At 62.4% G+C, this 21981-nt stretch carries 20 protein-coding genes; 10 read left to right on the top strand and 10 right to left on the bottom strand.

Annotation, left to right across the window (positions count from 1 at the left end):
• Positions 1-29: 29 nt before the first annotated feature.
• The 3 genes from ASD64_RS02455 to ASD64_RS02445 form a co-directional block, all read right to left on the bottom strand.
• Positions 30-689, bottom strand: coding sequence for a peroxiredoxin (locus ASD64_RS02455; RefSeq protein ID WP_056100044.1), 660 nt, complete (start codon positions 687-689; stop codon positions 30-32).
• A gap of 233 nt (positions 690-922) precedes the next feature.
• A complete protein-coding gene (locus tag ASD64_RS02450) occupies positions 923-1288 on the bottom strand; it encodes a cell division protein ZapA (protein ID WP_056100042.1) in 366 nt (121 codons plus the stop codon).
• A 16-nt stretch (positions 1289-1304) separates the two neighbouring features.
• Positions 1305-1577 (bottom strand): DUF4164 domain-containing protein, encoded by a 273-nt coding sequence (locus ASD64_RS02445; protein WP_056100039.1) that lies wholly within the window; start codon positions 1575-1577, stop codon positions 1305-1307.
• Positions 1578-1825: 248 nt separating this feature from the next.
• Here ASD64_RS02445 and tkt point away from each other — a divergent pair, with 248 nt between their 5' ends.
• The 8 genes from tkt to ASD64_RS20320 all read left to right on the top strand — a co-directional run bounded on the left by tkt (position 1826) and on the right by ASD64_RS20320 (position 14608).
• Positions 1826-3820 (top strand): transketolase, encoded by a 1995-nt coding sequence (tkt, locus tag ASD64_RS02440; protein WP_056100037.1) that lies wholly within the window; start codon positions 1826-1828, stop codon positions 3818-3820.
• Positions 3821-3962: 142 nt separating this feature from the next.
• A complete protein-coding gene (gene gap, locus ASD64_RS02435) occupies positions 3963-4973 on the top strand; it encodes a type I glyceraldehyde-3-phosphate dehydrogenase (protein ID WP_056100252.1) in 1011 nt (336 codons plus the stop codon).
• Positions 4974-5172: 199 nt separating this feature from the next.
• A complete protein-coding gene (locus ASD64_RS02430; RefSeq protein ID WP_082549817.1) occupies positions 5173-7125 on the top strand; it encodes a potassium/proton antiporter in 1953 nt (650 codons plus the stop codon).
• 100 nt (positions 7126-7225) lie between these two features.
• A complete protein-coding gene (locus tag ASD64_RS02425; protein ID WP_056100034.1) occupies positions 7226-8422 on the top strand; it encodes a phosphoglycerate kinase in 1197 nt (398 codons plus the stop codon).
• 219 nt (positions 8423-8641) lie between these two features.
• Positions 8642-9535 (top strand): fructose bisphosphate aldolase, encoded by an 894-nt coding sequence (locus ASD64_RS02420; protein ID WP_056100031.1) that lies wholly within the window; start codon positions 8642-8644, stop codon positions 9533-9535.
• 500 nt (positions 9536-10035) lie between these two features.
• Positions 10036-11169 carry an efflux RND transporter periplasmic adaptor subunit gene (locus ASD64_RS02415; protein ID WP_082549824.1) on the top strand — a complete coding sequence of 378 codons (1134 nt, stop codon included), beginning with the start codon at positions 10036-10038 and terminating at the stop codon, positions 11167-11169.
• 9 nt (positions 11170-11178) lie between these two features.
• A complete protein-coding gene (locus ASD64_RS02410; protein WP_056100029.1) occupies positions 11179-14352 on the top strand; it encodes an efflux RND transporter permease subunit in 3174 nt (1057 codons plus the stop codon).
• A 97-nt stretch (positions 14353-14449) separates the two neighbouring features.
• Entirely contained in the window at positions 14450-14608 is a 159-nt protein-coding gene (locus tag ASD64_RS20320; RefSeq protein WP_082549816.1) for a DUF3309 family protein, read from the top strand.
• Positions 14609-14637: 29 nt separating this feature from the next.
• On the opposite strand, the gene ASD64_RS02405 is transcribed toward ASD64_RS20320, so the two are convergent.
• From ASD64_RS02405 to ASD64_RS02395, 3 genes are all read right to left on the bottom strand, one after another.
• Positions 14638-15813, bottom strand: a complete 1176-nt coding sequence (locus ASD64_RS02405; RefSeq protein WP_056100026.1) for an MFS transporter — start codon at positions 15811-15813, stop codon at positions 14638-14640.
• Between the two features lie 109 nt (positions 15814-15922).
• Positions 15923-16231 carry a DUF1244 domain-containing protein gene (locus ASD64_RS02400; RefSeq protein ID WP_056100247.1) on the bottom strand — a complete coding sequence of 103 codons (309 nt, stop codon included), beginning with the start codon at positions 16229-16231 and terminating at the stop codon, positions 15923-15925.
• Positions 16232-16246: 15 nt separating this feature from the next.
• Positions 16247-17044 carry an N-formylglutamate amidohydrolase gene (locus ASD64_RS02395; RefSeq protein WP_056100022.1) on the bottom strand — a complete coding sequence of 266 codons (798 nt, stop codon included), beginning with the start codon at positions 17042-17044 and terminating at the stop codon, positions 16247-16249.
• Between the two features lie 288 nt (positions 17045-17332).
• Between ASD64_RS02395 and ASD64_RS02390 the strand changes: the two genes are divergently transcribed.
• Together ASD64_RS02390 and pyk are read left to right on the top strand one after the other, a co-directional pair.
• Complete coding sequence (locus ASD64_RS02390) at positions 17333-17776, top strand: DUF1036 domain-containing protein (protein ID WP_056100019.1); 444 nt, start codon at positions 17333-17335, stop codon at positions 17774-17776.
• Entirely contained in the window at positions 17773-19218 is a 1446-nt protein-coding gene (gene pyk / locus ASD64_RS02385) for a pyruvate kinase (RefSeq protein ID WP_056100016.1), read from the top strand. Before ASD64_RS02390 ends, pyk begins: the two co-directional genes overlap by 4 nt.
• A 49-nt stretch (positions 19219-19267) precedes the next feature.
• Here the strand turns inward: pyk and ASD64_RS02380 are convergent, their stop codons facing one another.
• The 4 genes from ASD64_RS02380 to purE form a co-directional block, all read right to left on the bottom strand.
• On the bottom strand, positions 19268-19864 hold the full coding sequence (locus ASD64_RS02380) for a hypothetical protein (protein WP_056100014.1): 597 nt from the start codon (positions 19862-19864) through the stop codon (positions 19268-19270).
• 122 nt (positions 19865-19986) lie between these two features.
• On the bottom strand, positions 19987-20112 hold the full coding sequence (gene ykgO, locus ASD64_RS02375; RefSeq protein WP_056100243.1) for a type B 50S ribosomal protein L36: 126 nt from the start codon (positions 20110-20112) through the stop codon (positions 19987-19989).
• A 141-nt stretch (positions 20113-20253) separates the two neighbouring features.
• Positions 20254-21339 (bottom strand): 5-(carboxyamino)imidazole ribonucleotide synthase, encoded by a 1086-nt coding sequence (locus ASD64_RS02370; protein ID WP_056100011.1) that lies wholly within the window; start codon positions 21337-21339, stop codon positions 20254-20256.
• Positions 21336-21833 carry a 5-(carboxyamino)imidazole ribonucleotide mutase gene (purE, locus tag ASD64_RS02365; protein WP_056100008.1) on the bottom strand — a complete coding sequence of 166 codons (498 nt, stop codon included), beginning with the start codon at positions 21831-21833 and terminating at the stop codon, positions 21336-21338. Before purE ends, ASD64_RS02370 begins: the two co-directional genes overlap by 4 nt.
• Positions 21834-21981: the final 148 nt, after the last annotated feature.

Genomic DNA, 21981 nt, shown 5'->3' with positions numbered 1-21981 from the left:
ACCAGAACCGATCCGCCATGTAGTTCACGTCAGGCAGTCGGCTGCTTGGCCTTGCGGATATAGGGCAGGATGGTTTCGAAGGCGCCGAAGCGCTTGAGTGCATCCTCGTCCGAGACCGATCCGGCAATCACGATGTCCTCACCCGGCTTCCAGTCGGCAGGCGTCGACACCGGGAACTTGGCGGTGAGCTGGATGGAATCGATGGCGCGCAGGATTTCCTGGAAATTGCGTCCCGTCGACATCGGATAGGTGAGGATCAGCTTGACCTTCTTGTCGGGGCCGATGACGAAGACAGAACGCACCGTCTGATTGTCGGCCGGCGTACGCCCCTCGGACGTTTCGCCTGCGGACGCCGGCAGCATGTCGTAGAGCTTGGCGATCTTGAGTTCCCTGTCGCCGATCATCGGATAATTGACTGCGTGGCCGGTCGCTTTCTGGATGTCGCCCTTCCACTTGTTGTGGCTTTCCACCGGATCGACCGAGATGCCGATGATCTTGGCGTTGCGCTTGTCGAACTCGCCTTTCAGGCCGGCCATAGTGCCGAGTTCGGTCGTGCAGATCGGGGTGAAATCCTTGGGATGGGAGAAAAGCACAGCCCATCCGTCGCCGATCCACTCATGGAAATGGATAGGCCCGTCGGTCGTGTCGGCGCTGAAATCCGGTGCGGTGTCGTTGATACGGAGGGTCATGGTACTTGCCTGTCCTGACTTTGTTGAAATTGAAAAGCCGTTTAGAATTGAAAAGTCGTTTCGGGCGGACTTGAGCAAATTATTCCTACGCCAGCTCATTCCGTTGCTGCAATTATAGCACCAGTTTGCGTCGATCTCAAAAACAGCGCACGGCTCGGGCCTGTGGCGGCGAGCAAAATTATTCTAAAGGGGGAAGTGGGAGCGATTGGTTCGTTCCAAGAACGAACCTCTGGTCAATCCTTGCGGATCGTCAAGGTCGACGCCAGATCCTCCATGCGCTGCGCCAGCGCCCCCAGCGCGCCGGTGAGAGCGGAGTCGTTCTTGTCGGCTTTGGTCAGCGCGTCGTCACGGGTCTTGCGCAAGGTCTGCACCTCGCTTTCCATGCCCTTGATGCGCTTTTGCAGTTCGCTGAGTTCGTCCATGACCATGATGCCGGCCATCACGGTAAGGCGCTGGTCGCCGATCTCGCCGAACGATTCCTTGAGGTGCAGCACATAGCGGTCGAAGCGCTCGGCGAGATCGGTCAGATGCTCCTCCTGACCCTCGTCGCAGGCCATGCGGTATTGCTTGCCGTCGATCGAAACCGTCACCTGGGCCATTTCGACACTCTCAATCCTACCTGTCCAGCACCGCGCGGATAGTTTCCATGGCCGTCACCAGCCGGCGCGACACCTCCTTGTTGGCGTCTTCAAGCCGCTCGGCACGGGCTTCCGAATTGTCGAGTTCCTGCGCCAGCCGCGACCGATCGGCGTTCATGCGCTGCACTTCCGCCTCGGCCTCGGAATAATCCCGCTCATGCTCAAGCCTGACGGCGACCGCACTTTCCAGGCTTTCCATGGCCTTGCCCAGCCTGGCGATGACTTCCTTGAGCGTGGTGTCCCCGGTCATGGCTGTTATCCTGTCTTTTGCCCATCACCGAATCGTTCGCGTTCAGAACGCGTTATCCCTGAAACATTAGGCGCCGTGTGAAGCATGCGTCAACAAAGCTCTCGCTCTGTCCCCCATTAACGGCAGGCGGGGAACGGCCTCGGTGCGGCGAATCCGCTGAAATGCACCGCTTTTGTTGACTAAAAGTGCGCGCCTGCTATGTGTCGCGCACCTTTCCCAAGCTCTCAAAGCCGCTCCCTGGAGGAACCATGCTCTCGCGTGAACAACATGATCGGATGGCCAACGCGATCCGCTTTCTTTCCATGGATGCCGTGGAGAAAGCCAATTCCGGTCACCCCGGCCTGCCGATGGGCTGCGCCGACGTTGCGACCGTGCTTTTCACGCGGTTCCTGAAATTCGATGCCATGGACCCGCATTGGCCGGATCGCGACCGCTTCATCCTGTCGGCCGGCCACGGCTCGATGCTGCTTTATTCGCTGCTTTACCTGACCGGCTACGAGGACATGACCCTCGACCAGATCAAGAATTTCCGCCAGTTGGGATCGCGCACCGCCGGCCATCCCGAATACGGCCATGCCACCGGCATCGAGACGACCACCGGCCCGCTCGGCCAGGGCATCGCCAATTCGGTCGGCTTCGCTCTCGGCGAGCGCATCATGAACGCGGCGTTCGGCGACGATCTCGTCAGCCACTATACCTATGTGCTTGCGGGCGACGGTTGCCTGATGGAAGGCATCAGCCAGGAAGCGATCTCGCTTGCCGGCCACCTGAAGCTGAACAAGCTGATCGTCATCTGGGACAACAACGACATTTCCATCGACGGACCCGTTTCACTGTCCGACTCGACCGACCAGGTCGCGCGCTTCCAGGCGTCGGGCTGGAATGCCATGCATGTCGACGGCATGGACCCTGAAGCGATCGCTTATGCAATCGAGGCGGCTCGCCATTCCGACAAGCCGACGCTGATTGCCGCCAAGACGACCATCGGCTTCGGCGCACCCACCAAGGCCGGCACCAACAAGGTGCACGGCTCGCCGCTCGGGGCCGACGAAATCGCCGGAGCCCGTGAATTCCTCGGCTGGAGTTCGGAGCCGTTCGACATTCCTGCCGACATTCTCGAGACGTGGCGTGCTGCCGGCAAAGCTGGCGCCAAGGCGCGCACGGATTGGGAAGGACGTCTGGCCAAGGCCGATGCAGCCAAGCGTGCCGAATTCGAACGCCGCGTGCGCGGTGAACTGCCGAAGTCTTTCGACACCGCGATCGCGGACTACAAAAAGAAGCTTGCCGAGGACAAGCCGAAGGTCGCCACGCGCAAATCCTCTGAGATGGCGCTTGAGGTCATCAACGGTGTGATGCCGGAAACCATCGGCGGCTCGGCGGATCTCACCGGCTCCAACAACACCAAGACCAGCCAGACAAAGAACATCACGCCCGGCAATTACGGCGAGCGCTATGTCCACTACGGCATCCGCGAGCACGGCATGGCGGCGGCGATGAACGGACTGGCGCTTCACGGCGGCATCGTTCCGTATGGCGGCACCTTCATGTGCTTCTCCGACTATGCCCGTCCGGCCATGCGGCTGGCCTCGCTGATGGGCATCCGCTCGATCTTCGTGATGACGCACGATTCCATCGGTCTGGGCGAAGACGGGCCGACCCATCAACCGGTCGAGCATCTGGCCGCCCTTCGTGCCATCCCCAACCACAATGTGTTCCGGCCGGCGGATGCGACCGAGGCGGCCGAATGCTGGCAGATTGCGCTGGAATCGGAAAAGACGCCGTCGACGCTGGCGCTGACCCGCCAGAACCTGCCGGCGGTGCGTACGGAATTCAGCAAGGAAAACCTGTGCGGCAAGGGCGCTTACGAACTCGCCGCGGCGGAAGGCGGCGAAGCGAAGGTGACCATCTTCGCTTCCGGGTCGGAGGTCGAGATTGCGCTGGGCGCCCGCAAATTGTTGCAGGAGAAGGGCCAGCCGACGCGCGTCGTTTCAGTGCCGTGCTTCGAGTTGTTCGAAAAGCAGAGCGCCGACTACCGGGCAAAGACCATCGGTGGCGCCAAGGTGAAGGTCGCCATTGAAGCGGGCATTCGTCAGGGCTGGGATGCCGTCATCGGCAGCGATGGAATTTTCGTCGGCATGACCGGCTTCGGCGCCAGCGCGCCGATCGAAAAGCTCTATCCGCATTTCGGCATCACCGCGGAAGCCGCCGCAAAGGCGGCCGAAGCGCGGGTGAATGGCAAATAACGGCAGGGACGCTGCAAGGCAGGCTTGAGGAGTTACTAGGCCAGGTCCGGCTAATCGATTTGAAGAGCATGGCGGGTGGTGGATTCCTCCAACGTCCGCCGTTATGAAACGGCAGGAAGTTTTCCGCCCCCAGGAGATGACTATGACTTTGAAGGTTGCCATCAATGGCTTTGGCCGCATCGGCCGCAACATTCTGCGTGCGATCTACGAGAGCGGCCGCAAGGATATCGACGTGGTCGCCATCAACGATCTCGGTCCGGTCGAAACCAATGCGCATCTCCTGCGCTATGACAGCGTGCACGGCCGCTTTCCCAACGAAGTGAAGGTCGACGGCAACACGATCAGCGTCGGCTCCGAATCCTTCAAGGTGTTTGCCGAGCGTGATCCGTCGAAGCTGCCTTGGGGCGATCTTGGCGTCGACATCGTGCTCGAATGCACCGGCTTCTTCACCTCGAAGGAAAAGGCATCGGCGCATATCGCGGCAGGCGCCAAGCGCGTCATCGTCTCGGCTCCCGCAGACGGCGCCGACCTGACCGTCGTCTACGGCGTCAACCACGACAAACTGACCAAGGACCACATCGTAATTTCCAACGCGTCCTGCACCACCAACTGCCTGGCGCCGGTGGCCATGGTGCTGAACAACGCCTTCGGCATCGAGAAGGGTTTCATGACGACGGTGCATGCCTATACGGGCGACCAACCGACGCTCGATACCATGCACAAGGATCTCTACCGGGGGCGTGCGGCGGCGGTGTCGATGATCCCGACATCGACCGGTGCGGCCAAGGCCGTCGGCCTGGTGCTGCCGGAACTGAAGGGCAAGCTCGACGGCGTTTCTATCCGCGTGCCGACGCCGAATGTCTCGGTCATCGACTTCAAGTTCATCCCCAAGCGCAACGTGACGGTGGAAGAAGTCAACCAGGTGCTGGTTGCCGCAGCGGACGGCCCGCTCAAGGGCATCCTAGCCTATACCAACGAGCCTCTGGTTTCGATCGACCTCAACCACAACCCCGCCTCTTCGACCTTCGCGCTCGACCAGACCAAGGTCGTCGAGGGCAATCTTGCGCGCGTCATGTCGTGGTACGACAACGAGTGGGGCTTCTCCAACCGCATGGCCGATACGGCGGTTGCCTTCGGCAAGACGATCGGCTGATTTACGATCCTAGATAGCAGAGAAACGCCCGGCTCCGACCGGGCGTTTTCTTTTGGGTCCGTCAGAACAAAAAATATGCGTCGCGGACGGATATTTGCGCCGAAAAGCTTGCCCAACGCCATGTCTTCGCCTCACTCTGCCTTAAGCAGAAAAATGGCACGTCCCGAAGGGGACTGAACGCCGAAGGGAAGGCGGGGGTATGGAGCACGCGATCTATCTGGTGACGCTGGTCGGCACCGGGCTTGTGATCGCGGCTGCGTTCTCCAGTCTCATCGCCTTTCGCTTCGGCGCTCCCTTGCTACTGCTGTTTTTGAGCATCGGCCTGATCACCGGCGGCGATGGGTTGGGCATCCAGTTCGACAATGCGCAGGTCGCCTATTTCGTCGGCTCGCTGGCGCTTGCCGTCATCCTGTTCGATTCCGGATTCGGCACGCCGCTCAATATGCTCAAGCAAGCGGCCGGCCCGGCGCTGGCGCTTGCTACGGTGGGTGTGCTCATAACCACGGCGATCCTGGGGACGGCCGCCTTCTACCTGCTCGATCTGTCATGGCTGGAATCGCTTCTGCTTGGAGCCGCGGTTGCCTCCACCGATGCGGCGGCGGTGTTCTTCCTGCTGCGCGCCGGCGACATCAATTTGCGTGAACGGGTGCGCTCGACGCTGGAAGTCGAATCGGGAAGCAACGATCCTATCGCCATCTTCCTCGCCATCACGCTGGTCGAGATCATCGCCGCCGGCGCCGACCCGGAGGCCCAGGTTCTCGTCGTCGACCTCGTTCTCGGCTTCTTGGTCAGCATGGGTATCGGCGCCGCCGTCGGTATTTTTGGCGGCATGGCGATCGTGCGGCTCGTCGACCGGCTCAACCTTGATCACGGCCTGTTGCCGATCTTCGTGCTGACGCTGTCGATGATGGTTTTCGCTGCGGCAGGTAGCCTTGGCGGTTCCGGCTTCCTGGCGGTCTATCTGGCCGGCTTGGTGGCCGGCAATTCCGACATCCGAGCCGTCACCATGCTGAAGCGATTCCAGGACGGCATGTCATGGCTGGCGCAGATCATCATGTTCCTGGTGCTGGGTCTGTTCGCCACGCCCTCGCAGTTTCCGGCCATCCTGATCCCGGCGGTACTGCTCGGCCTGTTCCTGATTTTCGTGGCCCGCCCTGTTGCGGTGTGGCTCTGTCTGATGCCCTTTCGCCTGCCACGCCCGGAGGTCGCGTTCATCTCATGGGTCGGCCTGCGTGGCGCGGTGTCGATCCTGCTTGCGATAACACCGCTCCTTGGAGGCCTGGAAAACGGCCGCCTCATCTTCAACGTCGCCTTCATTGTCGTTCTTGTGTCGCTTGTCGTACAGGGCTGGACGGTCGGACCGCTGGCACGGCGCCTCGGCCTCATCGTGCCGGCACGATTAGGTCCGCTCAACAAGGTCGAACTGGAATTGCCTGGTTCCGCCCGCCACGAACTGCTTGCCTACAAGGTCGCGCCGGGCAGTCCGGTGGCGCGTGGCGAGCGCATTCCGCGCTGGGCGCGCCCGTCGCTGGTCGTGCGTGAGGGGCGTTCCATGCGCTTCCAGGACATGGGCCGGCTGGCCGCAGGCGACAATGTCTATATTTTCGTGCCGGATCGCTATCCGCGCCTGCTCGACAAGCTGTTCGCCAGCCGCGCTGCCGTCGATCCGGAGGATGCGGACTTCTTCGGCGCTTTCGCCGTCGATCCGGCGCGCCCGGCAGCCGAACTGGAGGCCGCTTATGGACCCGGCCTGACGGAAGCGGAAAGCAAGCTGACCGTCGGCGCGCTGGTCGTCGGCCGATTGGGCGGCCATGCCGAATATGCCGACCGGCTGCTGCTCGGCCCTATCGAATTGATCGTGCGCGACGTCGATGAGAAAGGCCGCATCACCGGGCTCGGCCTTTCCTTCGAGCCGACCGCACCGGTGGCGCGGGTGCCGGTGTTCCTCAGCCCCGGCGAAATCTACGACCGTATCGTCAAGCTGATCGTTGGAGCAAAACCAAAGCCGAATCCGGCCGCAGAGCAGACCTTCGACCCGCAACCGGCGCCTGGAACGGAGCCGGTTGAGTCCCGGGTTGTCGAATTCAAGCCGCTCGATCCAAGACTGGATGAAGCAGAGGCGCCTGAAGACGCGCCGCCGACCGCGGCCTGACGGCACACTTTGAAAGATTTTCGTTGCAGCTGGGAGCGCAAGCTTGCATCACCAGCCGCGCCGGCTATGGTCCGGCGGCTTTTCGCGGGAAAGGATTGTCATGGCAGGCTTCAAGACGCTCGACGATATTGGCACGGTGATGGGCAAGCGCGTTCTGGTCAGGGTCGATCTCAACGTGCCGATGGCGGATGGCAAGGTTACCGACGCGACCCGCATCGAACGTATCGCCCCGACCATCGAAGAGCTGTCGAAGAAGGGCGCCAAGGTTATCCTGCTGGCGCATTTCGGGCGCCCGAAGGAAGGGCCTGCGCCGGAGCTTTCGCTTGAGCCGATCGCAAAGGCGACCGCCGAGGTGCTTGGCCGTCCGGTCTCCTTCGCCGCCGACTGCATCGGCGAGAAGGCCGCGGCCGCGGTTGGTGCGATGAAGGACGGAGAGGTGCTTTTGCTGGAAAACACCCGCTTCTACAAGGCAGAAGAAAAGAACGATCCGGACTTCACGCGAAAGCTGGCCGCCAACGGCGACCTCTACGTCAACGACGCGTTTTCCGCCGCGCACCGCGCCCATGCCTCGACCGAAGGCCTCGCCCACATCCTGCCGGCCTTCGCCGGCCGTTCGATGGAAGCGGAACTGGATGCGCTGGAAAAGGGCCTCGGCGATCCGGTCAAGCCGGTCATCGCCATTGTCGGCGGCGCCAAGGTTTCGACCAAGATCGACCTTTTGATGAATCTGGTAAAAAAGGTCGATGCGCTCGTCATCGGCGGCGGCATGGCCAACACCTTCATGGCGGCGCGCGGCACCAATATCGGCAAATCGCTGGCCGAGCACGACCTCGCCCAGACCGCCAAGCAGATCATGATCGAGGCGGCGGAAGCGGGCTGCGCCCTGATCCTGCCTTCCGACGGCGTGATAGCCAGAGAGTTCAAGGCCGGCGCTGCCAACGAGACCGTTCCGGTCAATGCCGTGCCGGCCGATGCGATGATCCTCGATGTCGGCCCGCAAACGGTCGATACGATCACCCAGTGGATCGACCGGGCAGCGACGCTGGTGTGGAACGGACCGTTGGGCGCTTTCGAGATCGAACCGTTCGACCGTGCGACTGTGACCGCAGCCCGCCATGCGGCAGAACGCACCAAGGCCGGCAAGCTGGTCTCGGTCGCCGGCGGCGGCGACACGGTCGCCGCACTCAACCATGCCGGCGTTGCCGACGACTTCACCTATGTCTCGACAGCCGGAGGCGCCTTCCTGGAGTGGATGGAAGGCAAGCCGTTGCCGGGCGTCGATGTATTGAAGGCTTGAAGTCCGCCTCGAACCTGCCGGCACATCCGTGCCGGCGGAACGGCGTTGTGGCACCAGGCAGTGTTCCCGAAAAGTGGAAACCGGTTTTCGGACAGAACACGCCCCGGCTGATTGTTTGGCCGCATTTGCGCAACGCAAGGAGATTTCCCCTTGCCGCAAAATGCTTTAGAGCACGGCTTGATGTTTGGATTTGGAAATCACTCGACTTGGGAGAATGAGATGAACAAGGTCATGGCCGCGCAGGCCGCAAACAAGGATGGCTTCATTGCAGCGCTCGATCAGTCGGGCGGCTCCACGCCGAAGGCGCTCAAGCTTTACGGCGTCGACGAAAGCGCCTGGTCGAATGACGCGGAAATGTTTGACCTCGTTCATCAGATGCGCGCGCGGATCATCAAGTCGCCTGCCTTCACTGGTGACAAGGTCATGGGCGCGATCCTGTTCGAGCAGACCATGGACCGCGACATCGACGGCACGCCGACCGCGCAGTATCTGTGGGAAAAGCGCCACGTGGTGCCCTTCCTGAAAATAGACCAGGGTCTGGCGGAGGCGACAGACGGCGTCAAGCTGATGAAGCCCATGCCTGCCCTCGACGCTCTGTTGAAGCGCGCCGTCGCAAAGGGGATCTTCGGCACCAAGGAGCGGTCGGTGATCGACGCGGCGAACCCGAAAGGCATCGCCGCCGTTGTTGCCCAGCAGTTCGAAGTCGGCAAGCAGGTCCTGGCGCACGGTCTCGTTCCGATTATCGAGCCGGAGGTCACGATTTCGATCCCGGACAAGGCGGAAGCGGAAGACATCCTGCTTGCGGAGATCCGCAAGCATCTCGACGATGTGCCGGCCGGCAAGCAGGTCATGCTGAAACTGACGCTGCCGACGAAAGCGAATCTCTACAAGCCGCTGATTGACGATCCGCGCGTCATGCGCGTCGTCGCCCTGTCCGGCGGCTATTCCCGCGCCGATGCGAATGAAAAGCTGAAACAGAATGACGGCATGATCGCCAGTTTCTCGCGTGCCTTGACCGAGGGTCTTTCGGCCGGCCAGACCGACGGCGAGTTCAACGCTTTGCTAGGATCGGCGATCGACAGCATTTTCGAAGCGTCCCGCGCCAGCAAATAGCCAACGCCGGCAAGAAATGACTTCAAACCCGGGCCTCGCGCCCGGGTTTTTTGTTTCTCACACAAATCCGGACGGAAAGGGGTCCCGCTTTTCCTGGAACTGCTGCCAGAAAAAAATTCATGCGGCTGTCGGAACAGCGCCTGCTGCTGCGTCCTTGGGCCGAAGGAGAGAGGACACGGCTGGACCACCAGCGCCGCGAACGCCACACACCCGACACGTTGGAGATGAAAAATCTATTTCCGCAACGTCATGCTGACGACTGCTGCCAATTGGCTTAAAATGGCTAGGCAGCGGGCTTTGGAGGCCTGATTTCCGTGCCTTTATCATCGCGGTTCAATAGATTAATCAACTTTTCTGACTATTTCGCGCCGCGAAGTTGATGTAGAAGGCGCCCTCCGTCGCTCACGACGAATTGAACGCGAAGCGTGCATACCCATATGGACGGTCGCGTCTCTAGAAGACGCCGCCTGGCCAAGCCACTGCGCACCGGAAAGATGACAATGTCAAAATTCAAGTTTCACAAGCTTGCCGCCATTGTTGTGCTCATCGTTTTTGCCGGATGGGTCGCGACCGGCGCCTTTTCGTCGGTTGGCAGCGACGCTCAGGCGGAAAAGCCGAGTGCAGCCGAACAGCCAAAGGCCGAAGCCCCTCTGCTCAGGACCGTCAGCGTCGTTGTTCCGCCGCGACAGGCCCATGCCCGCGCGATCCGCATTTCCGGCCTGACTGAAGCCGACAAGCGCGCGGTGCTGGCTACCCGGGTCGGCGGCGTGATATCCGAACTGCCCGTCAAGCAGGGCGACCGGGTCAAGACCGGCGACCTGGTCCTGATGCTCGATGCGGAGGAGAAGGTTTCGGCAGTGGCCAATGCCAAGCAGCTTCTCGCCCAGCGCCAGGCCGAAATCGACGCCTCGGAACGGCTGGCCAAGTCCGGCAACCTGCCGAAGCTTCAACTCGACACGGCGCGTTCGGCGCTTGCGGCCGCCAAGTCGCAACTCGATGCGGCTGAGGCGGAACTCGCCCGCAACGAGGTCAAGGCCCCGTTCGACGGCGTCATCGACCGCGTTGCAGTCGAACTCGGCAGCGCCATCATGCAGGGCGGCGAGGTTGCGACCATCCTGAGCCTCGATCCGATCGTGGCGCGCGGCGAAGTCAGCGAGCGCGACCTCGGCTACCTCAAGATCGGCGACGAGGCCAAAGTCAGGCTGGTCAGCGGCGACGTTGTCGAAGGAACCGTGCGCTATATCAGCCGCGATGCGTCCTCGGCGACCCGCACCTTCCGCGTCGAGATCGCCATTCCCAACGCCGACGGCGCCATTCCCGCAGGCATGACGGCCGAGATCACCGTGCAGACCGCCCCGACCGACGCGATCACGCTGCCGCGTTCGGTGGTGACGCTCAGCAAGGACGGCGATCTCGGCATTCGCGCCGTAGGTGCCGATGGCAAGGTCGCCTTCTATCCGATCGACCTGATTGACGACACGCAGAACGGCCTGGTGTTGGCGGGCATACCTGACGGCGCGCAGGTGATCGTTGCCGGGCAGGATCTCGTCAAGGAAGGCGACGAGGTCAATGCCGTTGTGGCCGACGAGGCGGCGGTCAAAAAACTCGTTCAAGACACGTCCGGAACGCAGTGAGGCTACCTCATGGATATCGTTAAAATTGCGATCCATAACGCGCGTCTGACACTGTCGGTCCTGCTCTTCCTGGTGATCGCCGGGGCGTTGGCTTATCGGGCAGTGCCCAAGGAGGCCGAGCCCGACGTCGCCATTCCGATCATGTATGTCAGCCTGATCTATCAGGGCATTTCGCCGGAAGACGCCGAGCGCCTGCTGCTGCGCCCGGTCGAGTCGCAGCTCAAGAGCCTCAAGGGGCTCAAGGAGATGAAGTCGAATGCTTTCCAGGGCGGCGCCAACGTCATCGTCGAATTCGATCCGTCGACGGACCTGGGCGACGCGCTGATAGACACCCGCAACAAGGTGCAGGATGCCAAGCGCGACCTGCCGGCGGGTGTCGAGGAGCCAACCGTCAACGAAGTCAACCTGTCGGAATTCCCCGTGGTCTTCGTGACCTTGTCGGGCGACATTCCGGAGCGCGCCCTGACGGCGGCGGCCAAGACCTTGCGCGATCGCATTGAGGAGGTGCCGGGCGTCCTGGAAGGTGAAATCCAGGGCTCGCGCGACGAACAGGTCGAGGCCATCATCGATCCGGTGCGGCTATCTTCCTACGGGCTCCAGCTCGACCAGTTGATTCAAGGCATAGGCGCCTCCAACAGCCTGGTCGCCGCCGGAGCCATCGAGGGTTCGGAAGGCAAATACGCGGTCAAGGTGCCGGCGCTGATCGAAACGCCGGAGGATGTCGCCAACCTTCCGGTGGTTGCCGGTCCCAACGCCGTCGTGCGCGTTCGTGACCTTGCCACCGTGCGTTCTACGTTCAAGGACGCAGAGACGATCGCCCGCATCGACGGCAAGAGCGCCATCACCATCGCCGTCAAGAAGCGCATCGGCGCCAATGTGGTCGAGACGATCGAGGGCGCAAAGGCGGTATCCGAACAGTTCGTTGCCCAGAGCAAACAGGCGCTGCCCGACCTCAAGGTGACGTACACGCAAGACAAGTCGGTCTTCGTCAACCAGCTTCTGAACGACCTGCAGAACCACGTGATGATCGCCGTCATCCTGGTCTTCATCGTCATCCTCTATGCGCTGTCTGGACGGGCCTCTATGCTGATCGGCCTTGCCATCCCGTCATCTTTCCTGATGGGCATATTGGCGCTGGCGCTGATGGGCTACACGATCAACATGATCGTGCTGTTCAGCCTTATCCTGGCAGTCGGCATGCTGGTCGACGATGCCATCATCGTCACGGAATATGCCGAGCGGCGCATGGGCGAAGGCATGCCGAAGGAACAGGCTTTCGAGGAAGCAGCCAAGCGCATGGCCGGCCCTGTCATCGCCGCCACCATGACCCGCATCGCGGCCTTCTCGCCGCTGCTGTTCTGGCCCGGCATCGTCGGCGACTTCATGAAGTACCTGCCGATCACGCTGATCGTGACGCTGGCCGCCTCGATGGCCTATGCCTTGATCTTTGCGCCATCGATCGGTGCGATCTTCGCCAAACCGCCGAAAAACCACGGGGAAGAACATCGCGACGGCCTTTACATGGCCGTGGTGAAGAAGGCCGTGCATTACCCGGTCACGGTTCTCGTGCTGACCATGCTGTTGCTCGGCGGTTCGCTGTTTTCCTATGTCAAATACGGCAACGGCGTCGAGTTCTTCCCGAATGTCGAGCCGGACTATGGCCTTCTCTACGTTCATGCGCGCGGTAACCTCTCACTTGAAGAGATGAATGCGGCCACGACCGAAGCGGAAAGCCGGATCCTCGGTTGGCCCGGCATCAAGTCGGTTCTGACGAAGGTCGGCAAGACGCGCGGCGGAGAGGACATTCCCGAGGATGTCGTCGGCGTCATCAACTACGAGTTCGTCGATTGGCGCCAGCGCAAGTCGGCGCATCAGATCCTCGATGATCTGCGCGTCGCCATGGCTGGCATTCCCGGCGTCGATGTCGAGGTTCGGGTACCTGACGCCGGTCCGCCGACCGGCAAGGCGATCCAGGTGCAACTCTCTGCGACGGACCCGACCGGACTGAATGACTATGCCAAGCAGGTCGCGGCCGCCGTCGCCAAGGTGCCCGGCGTCATCGACCTATCGGATGGCTTGCCGCCGCCCGGCATCGACTGGGCGCTGCAGGTCGACCGCTCCAAGGCGGCGCAATACGGCATCAGCCCGACCTCGGTCGGCACGGTTGTGCAGCTTGTCACAACGGGCCTGAAGTTGACCGACTACCGGCCGGCCGGCGCCGACGATGCCGTGGACATAAGGCTGCGCCTGCCCGAGGACCGCCGTACGCTGTCCACCCTGGACGAACTTCGCGTGCAGACCGCGCAAGGTTCCGTGCCGATCTCCAACTTCGTCACCCGCAAGCCGGAACCCACGGTCGGTATCCTGAACCGTATCGACGGAAAGCGCACCATCACCATCCAGGCCAACGTCGCGACCGGCCTCCAGGTCGCGGCTGTGCAGGCCCAGGTGGCGAAAGTAGTCGGCGAGATGGCAAAGCCGGGCGTGGACTGGAAACTTGCAGGCTCGAACGAGGATAGTGCCGAAGCCGGCGCGTTCCTGGTGAACGCCTTCGGTGCGGCGATCTTCCTGATCTTCATCGTGCTGCTTGCCCAGTTCAACAAGTTCACCAGTGTGCTGATGGTGCTGTCTTGCGTGGTCATGGCGATGATCGGCGCATTGCTCGGCATGCTGGCGACCGGGCAGGCCTTCGTCATCGTCATGTCCGGCATCGGCATGATCGCCCTGGCCGGCGTCGTCGTGAACAACAACATCGTGCTGATCGACACTTACGACCGGCTGCGCGAGGAAGGTTGGGACAAGCTGGAAGCGGTGCTGCAGACCTGCCGCGAGCGCGCCCGTCCGGTCGTGCTGACGGCGCTGTCGGCGATCCTTGGCGTGCTGCCGATCGCTTTCGGCCTTGGGCTGGAAATCTTCCATCGCGAGACGACGATCAACGCGCCGTCGACACAATGGTGGATCGCGCTGTCTTCGGCCATCGTGTTCGGCCTGGCCTTTGCGACCATCCTCACCCTGATCGTGACGCCATCGATGCTGATGATCTTCACCAGGAGCAAGGACAGCAAGTTTCATGCCTTCTTCCGGCGCATGTTTCGCCGGGGCAAGAAGCCACTCGGCGAGGAGGTCACGGCCTCTGCTGCCGAAAGCGATCTGACGGTCTCTTATCCGAAAGCCGCTGAATAGCGCACGACGCGAACTTCGCTGACAAGGCCTACCGGGAACAACCGAGCGGCCTTTCGCATTGTCATGGCACCAATTTCAACGATGCGAGGTTTTCGCCATGCCGCTCAGCACCCTGCTCATCATCGTCCTGGTTCTGATTCTGATCGGAGCGGTGCCGAGTTGGCCCTATTCCCGCAGTTGGGGCTACGGCCCCTCGGGGATTGTAGGCGTGATCCTCATCGTGCTGCTGATCCTGCTGTTCATGGGCAGAATATGAGGCTCTGACGTCGTTCCCGCTCGTATCGGCTACTCAGCCGCAGCGGGCGCGGCGGTGAAGTCGGCGCTTCGCGCCAGACCGGACATCAGGCACACGACGATCAGCAGGCCGGACAGGGCGATGAAGATGGGCCCGAATCCAGTCTGCTCCGCTACGAACCCGATTGCCGAGGGCGCAACCAGAATGCCGCAATAACCCATGGTGGTGACCACGCTCATGCCGATGCCCGATGGCATGCCTTCCTGATTGCCGCCGGCCGAAAAGGCGATCGGCACCATATTGGCGATGCCGAAGCCGCAAAAGGCAAAGGCGGCAATGGCCAGCCAGGGCGAGGTCGACAGGCCGGCCACCAGCATGCCGGCCGCGGCCACAAGGCTTGAAACGCGCAAGGTGGTGACGGTGCCGAAGCGGTTGCGCACGGCATCGCCTGCGAAGCGCATGAAGGCCATGACGCCCGAGAAGGCCGCGAAGGCGAGGCCGGCGGTGGCAAGGTCCGAGCCCAGTTCCTGCTGCAGATAAAGGGCTGCCCAGTCGAGGACCGCACCCTCCGGGATCATGGAAAACAGCGCCATCAAGCCGATCAGGTAAATCACCGGATTGCGCGGCAGGGAGAACCGATGATGCACGCCGCCCGCCGGCTTGGGTTCGGCAACGAGATGGCCCAAGGCCAGCAGTACAGCTGCAAAGGCAACGACCGTCACGCCAGCCGCATGGGCGAGGTGGCCGAAGTTCTGGATGGCAAAGCCGCCAAGCGCACCGCCGGCAAAACCGCCCAGGCTCCAGAAGCCGTGCGACGACGACATGATGGCGCGCGAAAGCTTGCGCTCGACGGCAATGGCGTTGGCGTTCATGGCGACGTCCATGCCACCGACCAGACCGCCAAAGATCACCATGGTGATTGCAGCGACCGGCACGTTCGGCGCAAGCGCCACCAACAGCAGGCCGAACGCTGCAGCGACACCGAACCAGCGCACGACATTGCGCGACCCATGCCTGGAAATGAGATGGCCGCACCACGTCATGGCGCCGACCGCGCCGACCCCGAACAGCAAGATGAGCAGGCCGAGCGTGAACTTGCTGATGTCGAGACGGGTCAGGAAGACCGGGATTTGCGGCGCCCAGCTTCCGGTCAGGAAGCCGTTGACGAAAAACATGGTCGCGACGGCCCAGCGGCCACGAACAGCGCTCGCGATCGATTCATTCATCGGGTCAAATCTCGTGCGGGAAACGGGAGAATGTCTCCTCTTAAATCGTTTTATCCCGCTTTCAAAGCGCAGCCGGCCAAAACATTTGGGCCAAGGATGCGAAACCCCGTCAGTGGTCTTTCGGCCGGTTGAGTTCAAAGGCCGCCTGCTTCGGTCCAGACGCTTCGGTCTGGTGAAGCGCCTGCCACTCGGCATAGGGCATGCCATAGATGATTTCGCGCGACTGTTCCTTGGTGAGATCGACACCCTTGGCGCCGGCGGCGTCGCGATACCAATTTGACAGGCAGTTGCGGCAGAATCCCGCAAGGTTCATCAAATCGATGTTCTGCACGTCGGTGCGTTGGCGCAAGTGCTCCACCAGCCGGCGGAAGGCCGCAGCCTCGAAATCCCGCTGCTGATCGTGGCTGAGCTCTGTCATGGTCATCTCCTGCGTTCAAAGCGGCCCGGTGCGTGAGCCGAAATGTCTGACTTCGTGTATATCGGGACGCTGGTTGATGGCGTCAACGATCGGGGCAAGCCTGCCGGCCCAGGCGGCGGCCTGGTTGGGATTTGCAATCAGGTCCTGACGGATCTCGATCAGCGCATGGGCAAAGCCGTTGACGATAGCGTGCTTGAACATGCTGTCACCGCGCAGCGCGCCGTCATAGGGTTCGTTGTCGCCAACGACGAGCTTTTCATCTGCCGCCAGCATGTCGATCAGCGGACGCGGCGCCCGGTCGTCGAGGTCCCACAAGACGCCGGCATGCCAGGGCCGGTCGATGCCTTGCATCGACGGGGTGAAGGAATGCACCGAGAAGATGAAAGGCGCTCTTCCCGAAGCTTCGGCCACGGATGCGATCATTGCGGCGACGGCGTCATGATAGGGCCTGTAGAAACGCTCAAGCCGCTTCTCGCGCTCTTCGGGCGAAAGCGGATAGTTGGCGGCAATGATGGTTCCGTCATAAAGCTGGCGAACCAGCGTGGGGTCGTCCTCGCCGCGGTTGGGATCGATCAGCAAACGGGAGAAGGTCGCCAGCACCGCCGGCGCATCAAGCCGTGCGGCAAGTTCGCGTGTCACCGCCTCGACGCCGATATCATAGGCGATGTGGCGCTCGAACTCGGCGGCGGGCAGACCGAGATCGCCATACTCGTCCGGCAGGTCGCGCCGGGCATGGTCTGCAACCAGCACGATGCCTCGCTTGCGGTCGCCCTCGATCAGGTCGAAAGGGGCGAAAACTGTGGATCGGGTCATGAGGGGGAAGATTGGTCCGTTTTTCGTTCCAGGCGGGATGCTACCGTCATTCCACGAAGAAGGCGTCCGCGCAATGCCGTGGTTTGGACAAGGTTTTTCCCGAAATCTGCCCAAAGGCGACCAAACAACGCGCCATCCGTTTTTTAAATCGATTGGAATTCTATGCGGCGGCGCGTTGACATGCGCCGGTAGTTTGTCGAAAAGGGGCGTCAATAGATGATGACAACGATATCGAGGGGATTGAAGAGGGTATGTGCTGGCTCTTCGCGCGTGCGCCGCGTGAGTGCCATGCTGCTGCCATTTCTCGCCGCGCCTGTCGTCACGCTCGCTCTGGCAGCACCGGCACATGCCGATTTTCGCGTCTGCAACGCGACGCAGAATCTGGTCGGGGTGGGCATCGGCTACCGCGCCAAGGCAGGCTGGATCACCGAGGGCTGGTGGCATATCGAGGCATCGAGCTGCAAGACTCTGATCGAGGGGCCGCTGTCATCGAGGTTTTACTATCTTTACGCAGAAGACGCCGAGCGCGGCGGCCGCTGGGACGGCCCGATCAGCATGTGCGTGGCCGAAAAGGAATTCAAGATCGCTGGCGTCACCGATTGCGTCGCACGGGGATTTCAGCGGGCCGGATTCCAGGAATATGACACAGGCGAGCAGGCAAGCTGGATGGTCCAGCTGACCGAGCAGCCATCAACGGACGGCAGCGCCGCCCCGGGAAGCAACAGTCAATGAGACGAAGCCGCAAGGTCAAGATCATCGCCACCATCGGTCCCGCCTCCTCCGACGAGGCGAAACTGAGGGAACTGTTCGAAGCGGGAGCCGATGTCTTCCGCATCAACATGAGCCACGCGGACCATGACCTGATGCGCACCCTGATCGGCCGCATCCGCTCCGTCGAGGCGGCGGTGGGCAGGCCGATCGGCATCCTCGCCGATATCCAGGGACCGAAACTGCGGGTCGGCAAATTCGTCAACGGCAATGAAACGCTTGCTGTCGGCCAGACGTTTACCCTCGACGACAACCCTGAGCCCGGCAACTCCACGCGTGTCTACCTGCCGCATCCCGAGATCCTGACCTCGGTCGAACCTGGCCACAGGCTGCTCATCGACGACGGCAAGCTGGAACTCAAGGCGGTCAAGAGCAACGGCAAGTCGATCGAATGCGTGGTGGTGGCCGGCACCTCGATCTCCGACAGGAAGGGCGTTTCCCTGCCAGACACGGAACTCCCTGTCGGAGCGTTGACGGAAAAGGACCGCGCCGACCTTGATGCCGTGCTCGCCGCCGGCGTCGACTGGGTGGCCCTGTCCTTCATCCAGAGGCCTGAAGATCTGGCCGAGGCGCGCAAGATCGCGCGAGGCCGGGCTTTGATCATGTCCAAGATCGAAAAGCCGCAGGCGGTCACGCGCCTGGCCGAGATCATGGACCTGTCCGACGCCTTGATGGTCGCGCGCGGCGATCTTGGTGTGGAAATGCCGCTCGAAGCCGTGCCCGGCATCCAGAAGCAGATCACGCGCGCCGCGCGCCGCGCCGGCAAGCCGGTGGTGATTGCCACGCAGATGCTGGAATCGATGATTTCGGCCCCGGTGCCCACGCGCGCCGAGGTGTCGGACGTGGCGACGGCGGTGTTCGAAGGCGCCGACGCCGTCATGCTTTCTGCCGAGTCGGCCGCAGGTGCTTACCCTGTGGAGGCTGTAGCAACGATGAACCGCATTGCGGAACGCGTGGAGCGCGATCCGACCTACGCCTCCGTCATCAACGCGCAGCGCTCCGCGCCGGAGGCCACCGGAGCGGACGCCATCTCGCTGGCGGCCCGCGAAATCGCCGAGACGCTGAAGCTGTCGGCCATCGTGACCTATACGGCATCGGGAGCCACCGGGCTCAGAGCGGCGCGCGAACGGCCGCAGGTGCCGATCATCGCGCTATCGCCGATCCTGAACACCGCACGTCGCCTTTCGCTCGTGTGGGGCACGCATTGCGTCGTGTCGCCCGATGCCAGCGATCTCGACGATATGGTCAACCGGGCCTGCCGCATCGCGTATGAGGAGAATTTCGGCAAGGTCGGTGATCGCATCATCGTCACCGCCGGTGTGCCGCTGAGGACGCCCGGCTCCACAAACATGCTGCGCATCGCCAATATCGAACCGCTCGGCGACGGCAAACCCGCCGGGGCCTGATTGCATCAGATGGGGGCCGGCTTGCCCGCTCAGGCGGTGCCGGAGAAGATCAGATGCTTTCGCCCGCCAGTTCTTCGGATATGGCCGAAACCTGGTTCTGGGCGTTGCGCAGCATCGGATAAATGTCGAGGACACGCTGCCAGGCCCGCAGCGCCGCCTCCTTGCGATCGGTATCCATCATGATCTGCGCCAATCCGGACAGAGCGCCGAAATGGCGCGGCTCAAGCTGCAGGGTGCGGTCGATGTCGGCCATCGACTTCCCGTAGTTCTTCATCATGTAGTGAACGGTCGCGCGGCGGTTCCAGCCTTCCGCATAGGTAGGTTGCAGGGTTACAACCTGATCAAGGAAATCAAGCGCGACATCGAACTTCTTTGTCTCGATGGCTTTTTGCGACCACTGCATCATCAGTTCGACCGAGGCGCTGCCTGACTGCGCCCATTCCTGCCAGATACGCTGGGATATGTGGGTCGCTATTTTTTCGTTGCGCTCGCGCTTGAGCTCCCCGAACAGCCTGTCGAGGCGTTGCTCATGCGTCTCTGCCGCAGTGCTTTTCGCACCCGGCTCGCCCGGCACGGCTTTGTCGGCGGCCTGCGACATGGGCGTAGCCGCCAGAAGCACCAGACAGATGGCAACAAAAATACGCATGGCAAGAGTCTAGTCTCGCCATGCGCAAGGTCAAACTGAAATTAGTGTGAGCGCGCCGGCTTGCCGGCGGTCATCACAAGACTGCGAAGCACCCGAATTCGAGCGCAGGCCCCAGTCGCAACTCAGCCCTGGCGGGCCTTGAAGCGCGGGTCGGTCTTGTTGATGATGTACATGCGGCCCTTGCGGCGAACCAGGCGGTTGTCCCGGTGACGCGCCTTCAACGCCTTGAGCGAGTTCTTGATCTTCATGGTCTTGCCCGTCAACTTGGCCCTTTGCGGGCGGAATTGAAAAGCGCGCCCAGGAGCGCGCCAAATTCGTGACAGGCTCATAAACGAGGAGTCTCGTCCCTGTCAACCTTCGCGTGACGACCGGGCGCGCTCGCTTTACCCTCAGCTTTGGGCAATGCGTCGGCCAAGCCGGGTGAAATGCCCCATCTTGCGGCCGAGGCGGGCTTCGGCCTTGCCATAAAGATGCACCAATACGTCGGCTTCGGCCAGCAAGGCGGGCACGCGGGCGATGTCGTTGCCGATCAGGTTTTCCATCACGCAATCGCTGTGACGGCGTGGATCGCCGAGCGGCAGGCCCGCGACTGCGCGAATGTGCTGTTCGAACTGCGATAGTGCGCAGGCGGCTTCGGTCCAGTGACCGGAATTGTGAACGCGCGGGGCGATCTCGTTGGCCAGCAGCGCGCCATCCGGCAGTACGAAGAATTCGACGCCGATGACGCCGACATAGTCAAGCGCGTTGAGGATCTTCGCCGCTGCCGCGCGCGCTGCGTCCGCCGCTGTTGTGGAAATGGCGGCCGGCACGGTCGAGGAGTGGAGGATGCCGTTGCGATGGATGTTCTCGGCCGGCGCATAGGTCGCGATCGCCCCGTCCGCACCGCGTGCGCCGATGACGGAAATCTCGCGCTCGAAAGGCACCAGCGCCTCGAGGATCAGCGGCACGCTGCCCATCGCTTCGCACACGCCGGCGAAGCCGCCGCTTGCCATGTTGCGGAATACGCGCTGGCCCTTGCCGTCGTAGCCCATGCGCCGGGTCTTCAAGACGCCGCTGCCGTCGAAGGCGCGCAAGGCTTCGGTCAAACCGGCGTCGTCGTCGACCGGATGGAAGCCGGCCGTGGCGATGCCGATGCCATTGAGGAATTCTTTTTCCACCACGCGGTCCTGCGCCACTTCGAGGGCGCGCGCGGGCGGATGGACGGGTACCCTGGCGGCCAGTATCTCGGCAGCGGCAACCGGAACATTCTCGAACTCGTAGGTTACTACGGCTGAGGCCGCTGCGAGTTCGGCGAGTGCAGCCGGGTCGTCATAGGCGGCGGTGATCTGGCGATTGGCAACCTGTGCCGCGGGGCAATCCGGCTGCGGCTCCAGCACCACGGTCCGGTAGCCGAGGCGTGCTGCGGCCATCGCCAGCATGCGGCCGAGCTGGCCTCCGCCGATGATGCCGATGGTCGATCCGGCTGCGAGCATCAGCGTTGATCCTCGGGTTCGGCCGCCACCTTGGCCGTCTGCGCCTCGCGCCAGGCATCGAGCCGCGATGCAAGTGCTGCGTCAGACAATGCCAGCACGGCAGCGGCAAGCAAGGCGGCGTTGACTGCGCCGGCCTTGCCAATGGCCAGCGTTCCGACCGGAATGCCGGCTGGCATCTGAACGATGGAGAGAAGCGAATCCTGGCCGGACAGCGCCTTCGATTCAACCGGCACGCCGAATACGGGCAGCGCCGTCATGGCCGCCGTCATGCCTGGCAGATGGGCGGCGCCGCCGGCTCCCGCGATGATCACCTTGTAGCCGGCTGCCTTGGCCCCCTTGGCGAAATCATACAGCCGGTCGGGGGTACGGTGCGCCGAGACGATCAGGCGCTTGTGCGGGACATCGAGCGCTTCCAGCGTTTCGGCGGCATGGCGCATGGTTTCCCAGTCAGACTGGCTGCCCATGATGATGGCGACATCGGCGCGTTGATCGGTCAAGGCCTGCTCCCGTCCGCAAAGCGGCGACGTAGCGGAATTCGCAACTTCCCGCAAGGACGGTGCGGCATTGGCCCGGGTTGCCCTTCACCCGGCGACGCATTGACGCAATCCGGACTGTTGCCGGCGCTGCCGGAATTGACAGCGCTTA

The sequence above is a fragment of the Mesorhizobium sp. Root157 genome, from assembly GCF_001427385.1.
Taxonomy (GTDB): domain Bacteria; phylum Pseudomonadota; class Alphaproteobacteria; order Rhizobiales; family Rhizobiaceae; genus Mesorhizobium.
This window is presented reverse-complemented; position numbering and strand designations above follow the sequence as displayed.